Raw genomic sequence first — 9,428 nt, 5'->3', positions numbered from 1 at the left:
AAAAAATGAATGTGCGGTGATTTATTTTTGAAATTCTTGAAATTATATCAAAAATTTAGAGTTTTGACGGAGAGACTAACTAACCTGAACTATGGATAAGAGATCAGTGGTTTGTTAGGCAACATATTTGTTATATTGTAAAGTCATCAATCAAGAGCAACCACCATTCATCCATGGCTTGTAAGTCATCCTGAATTTATGGGCCTTCGCATTCCTTAGGCCAAGATCTCATGAAACAGAAAAGATCTAGGATCAAACTGACTGGTGGTGATCATGCTGAATCAAGTTCAGCACGACGCTGCGTATGGTAAGCACCTTATATAAAACTATATTCTTATTCATCGGTTAACCGTTCTTCGTTATCAGTCTACTAGTCTACTAGTCTACTAAGTTATGTGTCCTTGCTACTATTTTATTGGTAGAGTGAAATAAAAGCTTGACCCTGAATAATTGTCACTCTCGGCCCAGATTTTCCCATCATGGAGCTTGATAATTTTTTCAATCAAAGTCAAACCAATACCCCTACCACCAGCTGGCGTTTTAGTTTTAGAACTTACTGTGAATGTGTTAAATATAGTAACTAACTCATCTTGCGGAATACCAATTCCTTGATCAGTAATTTCAAAGCGGATATTATTATCTGAGATTTTACTTAAATTTATGGTAATAGGCTTGCCCTTGCCGTAAATTGCCGCATTGCTAATTAAATTATCAATGGCTTGTGCCATATAATACTTATCACAAGACACTACTATAGCCTCTGAGATGTTAAGATTGAATTCTGTTGGAGTTTCGTCTGAGAATATTTTCTTATAAAGTATCGTGCGTTCTCTAATTAACTTGCTCAAATTAATTGGCTTTTTATTCAGCTCATAAGTAAGCGAAGATAGTTTTGATAAATCAGTAATACCATGAACATAGGTTTTTAGGCGATCGCCACTATTGATTATATCTTTAATAACACCCTTAATTTTATTCGCATCTAGATTGTCATAATATGAATATAACACATCACATAGGCTTAAAACTACAGTTAGTGGGGTATTAGTTTCGTGAGGTAGATTACGAATAAATTCATTTTTCATGTCTTTATTTTTCAGCATCTCAATTTTCATTAGCCGAATTCGTTCTTGCAAATAAAGCTCCTTCTCCTTTAAAATACCCTCCTTAGCCTCTTTATTCTGAAATTCACGCTCGATAATAGTCATTTTCTCGATGATACTATCACATAGGCGCCAAGATTCTTTGTTTGCTACATCAAGCTCTTCAGCTTTTCCTTCCCAATGAGCAGCTTTCTCTTCCGTAGCTTTTAGGTGTTCTTGTTGGGGCTTAAAAAAGGCTATAAGAACTCCCCCTACTAGCAACAATAAATAAGTTACTTTAAACTGCAAAGTACCAAAGTTAGTATCAAAATTTTCAATACCAGTATACCACTTAAAAAAGTATACACTTGATACTATTCCACTAACTATTAAAAATAAAGCTACATGCCAACGAACCAGCATAGCAAGAACCACCATACTAAGCAAAAATATCATTAGCTGAAATTGACCAAAATTGCTTATAATTACTTGCAAACCACCAACAAAGGCTAAGATATAAAACAATCCAATAATCCAGAATACTGCAATAAACTTATCGCTTCTAAAAGTTGGAGGCCAAATTGGGTAAGTTAAAAAGGCAGAAGACGACAATAATACCGAATGATATATAAATTCTATAATTTTACTATATTGTTGGCGAATTTCTATAGGTAAGGAGTACATAGTAGAAAAAACCGCAATAATACAAAATATTCCAAAAATAGAATAAGCTGATTCATTACTAGGGGTATTGTTTTGACAAAAAGTTAATAAATCAAAAGTTTTGATCTTGTTTATATAATATTCCCATCGTTTACGGCGCTCTTTTTTTACTATTTCAAATGTTCCTCCATCCTTTATTCCTACCCACCCTCCTGGCTCTTTAAATAAATAGTGACTACCAATTAAAAACACTAAATTAGCTAACATACCAGGAATTACGCTATCTACTCCCGTACTTTCCATCCACAATATTCTCCAGGTAACCACAGCGCATAAGCCAGCTATTATACCAATTAGCACTGCCTTTGCTGTACTACGAAATCCCAATATTGCCAAAAGAAATGGAACCGTAACTACTGGTAAATAGAAATTGCTCACCAACAAAAATATACTAAGCAGACCTTTCATATAAAAAGCTAAAATGAAAGCTAGAACGCCTATAATCGTTGAGCAAATATAGGAAAAATATAAATTATATTTTTCTGTTATATCATAACCAAAAGATTTTTTTATATCATAGGACAGCGTTACTGTAGCTGCATTTAAATATGAATCAGCTGTCGACATTGCCATAGCTATAATACCAATTGCAATAAGCCCTTTAAACCCAACTATATATGTGTAGTTATCTATTATGTACGATAATAATTGGGTTGGTTCTAAATTGGGATTATTAGTTATTAATAAAATACCAATCCAAAAAAATAATATGGAAATAGCAAGTCTGACCATAGTTGCTATAAAAAAAGAACTAGCTACTTGAGTAGTATCCTTTGCCATTGATACTCGTTGAAAAATAGCAGGGTTAAATGATGGTATGATAAAGTAAAATGCTAAGCCTATTGAGCCCCAAAACTTATAGTTGCTAGTGTCTATTAGCTGCGTGTAATCAAATAATTCGTGTTGTGAAATTGTACTAAATACAACCGATGGATCATTAAAATTACCCCAAATAATCAAAGCAATAATTGGTATCACTGTGCCAAAGGTAAAAAACTGAATTACATCAGTAAATGTGACAGCTTTTATTCCACCAAATGTTGAATAAATTATAAGTACAAGACTACTCGCGACAGTAGCATAAAAGCTAGATAAACCAAAAAATAATTGCAATATTGTTGCGGCAACTTTAAATTGCGCTGCCAACTTACCAATACAATTGAACACACTAGAGATAGAAGTAATAAATCTAACTTTTTGACCGTATAAATTACCCATCGCATCAGCTATGGATAATGTTCCTAGAAATTCCCCCATTCTAGGAGCAAGGAAATAACAAATTATCAAGCAGCTAAATATATCTCCTAACATCCCAGGCACCATATAAAACAGCCCCCCTTTATATACCTCTGAAATGTCTGTTAAAAATGCACTTCCACTAATCCACGTTGCTATTAATGTAGCCGAAATAGTTAGAGTAGAAAAATTTCTATCCCCTATAGCATATTGCTTAATAGTTTTTACGCCTCTGCTAGAAAATATGCCAATTACAAGCGTAACAATTAAAAATACTGTAAAGATTAAAGCATCTATGCCCAAATTCATAAATTAATCAATCATGAGTTACTAAACATTATATATATTACACATATATAAAACATTTATTTAAGAGTTGCAATATTATATTTAGACCCTAGATTTAACTTGTTATAAGTTAACCTGAATTATGGATAAGATAAATATTTTATTTCAACCCACAATTGGTCGTTTGACATATTTGGGAATTGAATTCAATATGCTTTAATCAATAATTATCCCAAGAAATGTAAATTACTTATTCTTTCTATATACATTGCTTTAACCAGCGATGCATCTGTGATACCATTTATGCTTGTTAGAACTACTTTACCGTGACCAAAACCAAAATCATTTTTAAAATCATAAACAGCTCCAATCACAGTAAGTACACCAGAATTAATCCTTGATTTATATTTTTTTATCGCTTTTTGCACCTGGTAATTTATATTCTCTATTATTGCATCCTCAAGGCAAGTTGCAGTAATTTTTATGGTACTAAGTTCTTTATTTATAAACTCCGATTCGGTTTTTGTACCATTTAATGCAGCCGTTACCGCTCCACAATCTGAATGACCAATAATAAGTAAAAAAGGCGTATTAAGAATTTCTATACCAAAATCAATAGATCCTTCACAAGTAGAAAGTTGGTTACCTATGTTTCTTATAGCGAATACACCATTCTGAGGTGTTTTATCGAATGACTCCATTTGGACTCGAGAATCAGAGCATTTTAAAATTGTTAGATTGGGAGTCTGACTATCATGAAATTTAGCAAAAAATTTATCGTCATGGATCGATGAAAACTCTGCATTGGTATCAAACAATTCTCTTAAAAATAGCAATAATCTTGGGTTATCCGGTAGATTCATAGACTAACCTCTTGTAACGAAAATATATATTTATGGCTCTTTCTATATATAGTAAATTCAAGGGTATTTGGTACACGACACGATAGAGCGAAACCTAATATATAAAGGTGAACGATGAGTAACAAAGCATCAAATACCAACAAACTTATTATAGTTTGTTGTATAAAGGAGTTAAGGCTAAATAGCAAATAAAATCCAACTAAATTGCCTTAGCCTTACTAAACACAGCAAAATAATTCACATCTATATCATCACAAAGTATCCACTCTTGTTGTAAAATTGAAAAAACAAGGCCTTTTAATTCTTCAATTCTCAAATCAGTAGTTCGAGACATTTGAACCAACTCTGATGGTTTTATAAACTTAGAATAATTATGAGTGTTGACTGGAACCCAACGAAGCACATATTCTGCCCCTACAATTGCCAGTAAATAAGATTTCGCCGTTCTATTAATAGTTGAAACAATAAGAAGCCCCCCCGGTGCCAGTAACTTAGATAAATTTGCTATAAAATCACTGGGGTTAGCAACGTGTTCTAGTACTTCAAGACATAAGATTATATCATATTTGTTATCAGAATTAACATGTAGCTCTATTGTTGTATTAAGATAATTTATGTTTAATTTATGCTCTTTTGCATAAAATTCTGTAGCTTTAACATTATGTTCATTAGCGTCTAGTCCGGTCACTGTAGCCCCAAGATGGTACATTGGCACAGATATCAGTCCTCCACCTGATCCAACATCAAGCAATCTAAAGTCATTTAGCAATTGTTTTTTAGCAGTCGATATGTTGAAATATTGCTTTATTTTTGAAGTAATATAATCGATACGAATGGGATTAATTTGGTGTAAAGTTTTAAACTCCCCTTCATTATCCCACCATTCTGAATATGTTTTATTAAATTTATTCAGTTCTTCTTTATCAATAGAGGATTTTTCAGTCATTATTTAGAATCTCACAGTTAATAAAGGGATATTAATCTAAAAACTTATATATGTAAATTTTTACCCTTCAAAACGTACCCGCAAAGTGATATAGTCAGGCAATTTAGAAAAAAATTGAATTTATGGGCATCATTGTACAGAAATTTGGTGGCACCTCTGTCGCTGATCTCACAAGAATTAAAAATGTTGCAAAACTTGTTAAAGCTGAACTTGAGTCAGGTAACCAAGTTGTTGCCGTCGTTTCAGCGATGGCAGGAGCAACAAATTCTTTAATTACTCAATGCGCAGAATTATCCAGACTTGATGGAATAACTTCCTTACAAGAATATGACGCTGCAATTGCAAGCGGAGAGATAGTGACTTCAGCTTTACTTGCGCTACAGCTACAATCAATAGGTATCAAAGCCAGATCTCTGCAAGGTTGGCAAGTCCCTATTGAAACAACCAAAGCGCATGGTAATGCACAAATAGTAAATATAAATCCCCATAAACTAAATGAATTGCTTAGCCAAGGAATAACACCAGTAATTACAGGGTTTCAAGGAGTGTCTATTGACGGAGATATAACAACCCTTGGCAAAGGAGGATCAGACACCACCGCCGCAATCATTTCCGCTTCACTAAATGCCGAAAGATGCGATATATATACTGATGTTGATGGTATTTATACAGCTGACCCTCGAGTGGTTCATAACGCAAAGAAAATTGACATTATTAATATAGAAGAGCTATATGCTTTATGTAACGCTGGAGCAAAGGTTCTCCATCCCAGAGCGGCTTTAGCTGCAAAACGTTATGGCTTTAAATTAAGAATTCTATCCTCTTTTACTAACCTCGATGGAACAACTACTAAGAGCGAGATAAATAATATGGAAAACCGACAAATCACTGCCATAACTTCTAATAAAAATTTGTTAAAAATCGAAATAGAGCATAAAGCGCAGAATTTTGTTCATATTTTTGAAGAATTTACGAAAGAACTAGTGCCGATTGAACAAATCTTTAATTTTGAAAAAGATAATTCAATTATTATAGCTAATTTGATTGATAAGAATAAATGTGAAAAGCTACTTAATAACTTAAAAAACAATTTACTACTTACAAAATACTCTACCGAAGCAAACATTTCTTCAGTAACTATTGTTGGGTATGGTATAAAGAATGATAATGGACTTGTGTGGAAAATTATTGAACTTTTAAACAACAATAATGTCAGTATACTATCAACTGACCTTTCTGATATCAAAATGTCCTTCATAGTAAATGATCGTGATAACGAAAAGGTAATTAAGTTACTACATGAATATTGTTTCTAGCACCTTCTCTAACTCGTTAAAAAAAATTGGTCTAAAATATTGGATCAACAACCCAATATTTGGTATTGTTTCAGCGATCTCTGCGTGCGCTACAGTGCTTTTTATTGATGAAATTATTAATCCAACAGGCCATTCCCTAATTTACTTCCAAACTACTTTTTGGCTTTGGATGACCGTTTTGTTCTCAACTTTTGCAGACAGCTATGCTGAATCAAAAATTGAACATCCCAAAAACAGCAAAGGCTACTACGAAGCGAGTGTATTAATAAAAAAACTTACCAACGATCATGATATAAGTAACTTTTCATTCGTATCCAAAGAAAAAATTAAGTCAGGTAACTTTATTCTCTTGGCAAAAGGCGACATGGTACCATTTGATGGAATTATCGTTAAAGGAGCATGTTATGTTAATGAATCGGATTTAACCGGTATCTTGGGCTTTAATTTGAAAAATTCAGATAAAAATAATGTTTTAGCAGCTGGAAGCATTATAGAAAGCACCGATCAAATAATAATGAAAGTTAGTTTTTCTAAACAACACTCTTTCTATGCAAGGGCAACGCAGTTGATTAAGGATATTAATAGACAATCATTACCCTCAGAGCTAGCTTTGCAAAGAATTATCTTTGGGTTCTCCGTATTATTCTTAAGCGTTATATTTACTGTTTGGGTTATCGCAAAATATTCTGGATTTAATATACCCTTGATCTATATGCTCGACCTAATTGTACTCTTACTACCTACTACCATTTCCGGACTACAACATGCAATCATTACTTTTGGCACTTCAAAACTTCAAACAAAAGGTATCTTTATTCGTGATAATGTTGCCTTAGATACCGTAGTAGATGTTAATATTGTTTTATTTGACAAAACAGGAACCATTACTGTTGGCAAAAGAGAAATGACAGACTTTATAAATATTTCCGAAATAGACAACACTAATTTCATAGAGTTTTTATATTTATCGTCATTTTCCGATATTACTCATGAAGGTGACAGTATCAGAAGATTTGCAGAAAATGATGACAACTATAAAGAAATAATTATTGATGAGACACAATACAAAGACCTTCCTTTTTCATCATCAGAGCCCATAAGTGGATGTAATTATAATGGTATTGAGGTTCGTAAAGGCAGCGTAAGATCTATTGCACATTATCTTAATAAGTCTATTGCAGATCTACCTGAAAATATTTTACTGTTAACAAAACAAATAGCTACAACGCATGGCACACCATTATTACTTACTGTTGATAAAAGAATTATAGGAATAATTCACTTAAGGGATCGTTTTCGTAAAGGTATAATGAAACAAATAGAGAAATTTCATGCCAACAACATACGTACTATACTAATTACTGGAGACAATTCAATCACAGCAAAATATGTTGCACAAAAAGTTGGAATAGAAGAATTATATTCTGAAGCGACGCCAGAGAAAAAACTAGAATTAGTTAGAACTCTCCAACAACAAGGTTATGTAGTTGCTATGTGTGGTGATGGACTTAATGATGCCCTTGCCCTTGCTCAAGCTGATATCGGATTTACTTTTGAAGAAGAGATGTATGAAAATACAATGATAACTGGCAATGTTATTTCAAAGAAACATGACCTATCTAATCTTTTAGAATTAAAAAACATCTGTAAGAAAATGACTGTAAAGCGTGGTTTGCTAACCGTGTTTTCACTTACTTCTGATATAGTAAAATATTTTGTAATAGTACCAGCTTTATTTACCACAGCTTTTCCACCACTTAACATCCTTAATTTCATGAAATTTCAGTCTCTGGATAGCGTGATTCTCGCTTCGGTTATGTTTAATGCATTAATCATTCCGGCTTTAATGCCATTTATTTTTAGAGACTTTCATAAGCAGAAAAGCCGGTATTCATTGTGGAAAGGAATATTTCTCTATGGAGTTGGTGGTATAATTTCTCCTTTTATTTTTATAAAATTAATAGAGATTCTCATCTATAATCTTGGACTTGTATGATTAGAAAATTTCTATTTTGTATTATTTTATATTTAACTAGCCTAGCTCTTATAGCCCTTTACAGCGTTTCTGCCTATATAATAGGACATAAATTTTGGCCTGAGAATAGTTCTGGTAGCCTTATTTATGATAGTAATAATAAGGTTCGTGGATCTTTCCTTCTAGGCCAAAAAATAAACTCTACTAAATATTTTAAAGGCAGGACGGTTACAAAAATCAATACTAGTTGCGATGTCGCACTATACAGCGATGAATTAAAGAGGTTCTTATTAGAAAAATACAATGAGTCTGATAAATATGATATAGCTTTCATTACCCCTTCTTCAAGTTTATTAGACCCTTATATTACCACAAGAGACGCGTTAAGACAGGCACCAGCAATTGCTTTTGAGCGTAATATTAGTCTAGAAGAAATCACTTCGACAATTCAAAATTTATCCCTAAAAAAATCTGACCCATTTTTTGAGCTTGAAATTGTCAACACAACTCACCTCAATGCATTACTAGATAAATTGAAATAATCTAACTTGAATTACATAGATAAGCTAATTCACAAATAATGCTTTATAAAAACTTGTCATTGCGCAGAGTACCGTTTTTAGTATTATTATTTAAATTCATAAAATATATACACGCTCTCTAGATGCGTCCTCTTCATAAATATTTCTATAACTATTTAAAGTTAATTTTATTTTAATTAGTAATTGTCTATAAGATTCTGCTAAAATTGAATCTAATTCTTCGGTTAAAAAATCATTATATATCTCGACATCTGTGTTTTTACATAAACAGCTACTTATGGCCTCTTCATCATAAAGTAAATCACCTAAATCATCACCCATTTGACCAAATGCTCTAAATACTACATTTTCAACTTGAAATTGCTTTGTTGTCATAATTGAATAACCTCCTAAAAAAAATAATTGTTTTCTTCACCTGTCTTATTGTGTATAAACTCATTAGTAATTACTATATGAG

7 protein-coding genes are annotated in these 9,428 nt (G+C 32.5%); 3 read left to right on the top strand and 4 right to left on the bottom strand.

The genetic code is table 11. From position 1 onward, the window contains the following. Positions 1–407: 407 nt before the first annotated feature. The 3 genes from Megvenef_RS05270 to ubiG form a co-directional block, all read right to left on the bottom strand. On the bottom strand, positions 408–3,350 hold the full coding sequence (locus Megvenef_RS05270) for a sodium:solute symporter family transporter (RefSeq protein WP_322776934.1): 2,943 nt from the start codon (positions 3,348–3,350) through the stop codon (positions 408–410). A gap of 206 nt (positions 3,351–3,556) precedes the next feature. Then, the gene (locus Megvenef_RS05265) at positions 3,557–4,192 is read right to left on the bottom strand and encodes a carbonic anhydrase (protein WP_322776933.1); all 636 of its coding nucleotides are present in this window, start codon (positions 4,190–4,192) and stop codon (positions 3,557–3,559) included. A gap of 199 nt (positions 4,193–4,391) precedes the next feature. Further along, positions 4,392–5,138, bottom strand: a complete 747-nt coding sequence (ubiG, locus tag Megvenef_RS05260; RefSeq protein ID WP_322776932.1) for a bifunctional 2-polyprenyl-6-hydroxyphenol methylase/3-demethylubiquinol 3-O-methyltransferase UbiG — start codon at positions 5,136–5,138, stop codon at positions 4,392–4,394. A gap of 122 nt (positions 5,139–5,260) precedes the next feature. On the opposite strand from ubiG, the gene Megvenef_RS05255 reads away from it, so the two are divergent. From Megvenef_RS05255 to Megvenef_RS05245, 3 genes are read left to right on the top strand one after another with little or no spacing between them, the layout of a single operon-like run. Beyond that, on the top strand, positions 5,261–6,454 hold the full coding sequence (locus tag Megvenef_RS05255) for an aspartate kinase (RefSeq protein ID WP_322776931.1): 1,194 nt from the start codon (positions 5,261–5,263) through the stop codon (positions 6,452–6,454). Further along, positions 6,438–8,450 (top strand): HAD-IC family P-type ATPase, encoded by a 2,013-nt coding sequence (locus Megvenef_RS05250; protein ID WP_322776930.1) that lies wholly within the window; start codon positions 6,438–6,440, stop codon positions 8,448–8,450. The genes Megvenef_RS05255 and Megvenef_RS05250 overlap by 17 nt, the downstream gene beginning before the upstream one ends. Then, complete coding sequence (locus tag Megvenef_RS05245) at positions 8,447–8,971, top strand: potassium-transporting ATPase subunit C (RefSeq protein WP_322776929.1); 525 nt, start codon at positions 8,447–8,449, stop codon at positions 8,969–8,971. The genes Megvenef_RS05250 and Megvenef_RS05245 overlap by 4 nt, the downstream gene beginning before the upstream one ends. Before the next feature lie 96 nt (positions 8,972–9,067). On the opposite strand, the gene Megvenef_RS05240 is transcribed toward Megvenef_RS05245, so the two are convergent. Next, positions 9,068–9,346: a hypothetical protein gene (locus Megvenef_RS05240; protein ID WP_322776928.1), complete on the bottom strand. Its 279-nt coding sequence runs from the start codon at positions 9,344–9,346 to the stop codon at positions 9,068–9,070. Positions 9,347–9,428: the final 82 nt, after the last annotated feature.

The organism is Candidatus Megaera venefica (assembly GCF_034554655.1).
GTDB lineage: Bacteria > Pseudomonadota > Alphaproteobacteria > Rickettsiales > Rickettsiaceae > Megaera_A > Megaera_A venefica.
Note: the sequence above shows the minus strand (reverse complement) of the source record. Positions and strands in the feature narration are given on the sequence as shown.